Raw genomic sequence first — 278 nt, forward strand, 5'->3', positions numbered from 1 at the left:
GAGCTCCCCATGGAATTCGACGCCATCTGCCACTCGGGCGGCCGCTCCGCTCAGGTCGCCATGGCGCTCGAAGCCCGCGGCTACGACGTGACGAACGTCATCGGCGGCACCTCGGCATGGATCGAGGCCGGATACGAGGTCGAGCGGTGACCGAGGTCACGCTGTTGACCAAGCCCGGTTGCCATCTGTGCGACGTCGCGCGCGAGGTCATCGACCTGACGATAGCCGAGCTGCCCAATGCCGATACCATCGAGGTCACCGAAACCTCGATCCTCGAT

At 65.1% G+C, this 278-nt stretch carries 1 protein-coding gene; it reads left to right on the forward strand.

Features of this window, described 5'->3' with window-relative positions; all coding sequences use genetic code 11:
- The first annotated feature begins 9 nt into the window (after positions 1-9).
- Positions 10-150 carry a rhodanese-like domain-containing protein gene (locus tag SB754_RS19975; protein ID WP_410784120.1) on the forward strand — a complete coding sequence of 47 codons (141 nt, stop codon included), beginning with the start codon at positions 10-12 and terminating at the stop codon, positions 148-150.
- The last annotated feature ends 128 nt before the right edge of the window (positions 151-278 follow it).

The organism is Leifsonia sp. SIMBA_070 (assembly GCF_046534635.1).
Taxonomy (GTDB): Bacteria; Actinomycetota; Actinomycetes; order Actinomycetales; family Microbacteriaceae; genus Leifsonia.

What these genes read in the sequence shown, in the direction of transcription:
- SB754_RS19975 (WP_410784120.1), top strand. Translation starts at nt 10, where the DNA reads ATGGAATTCGACGCCATCTGCCACTCGGGCGGCCGCTCCGCTCAGGTC.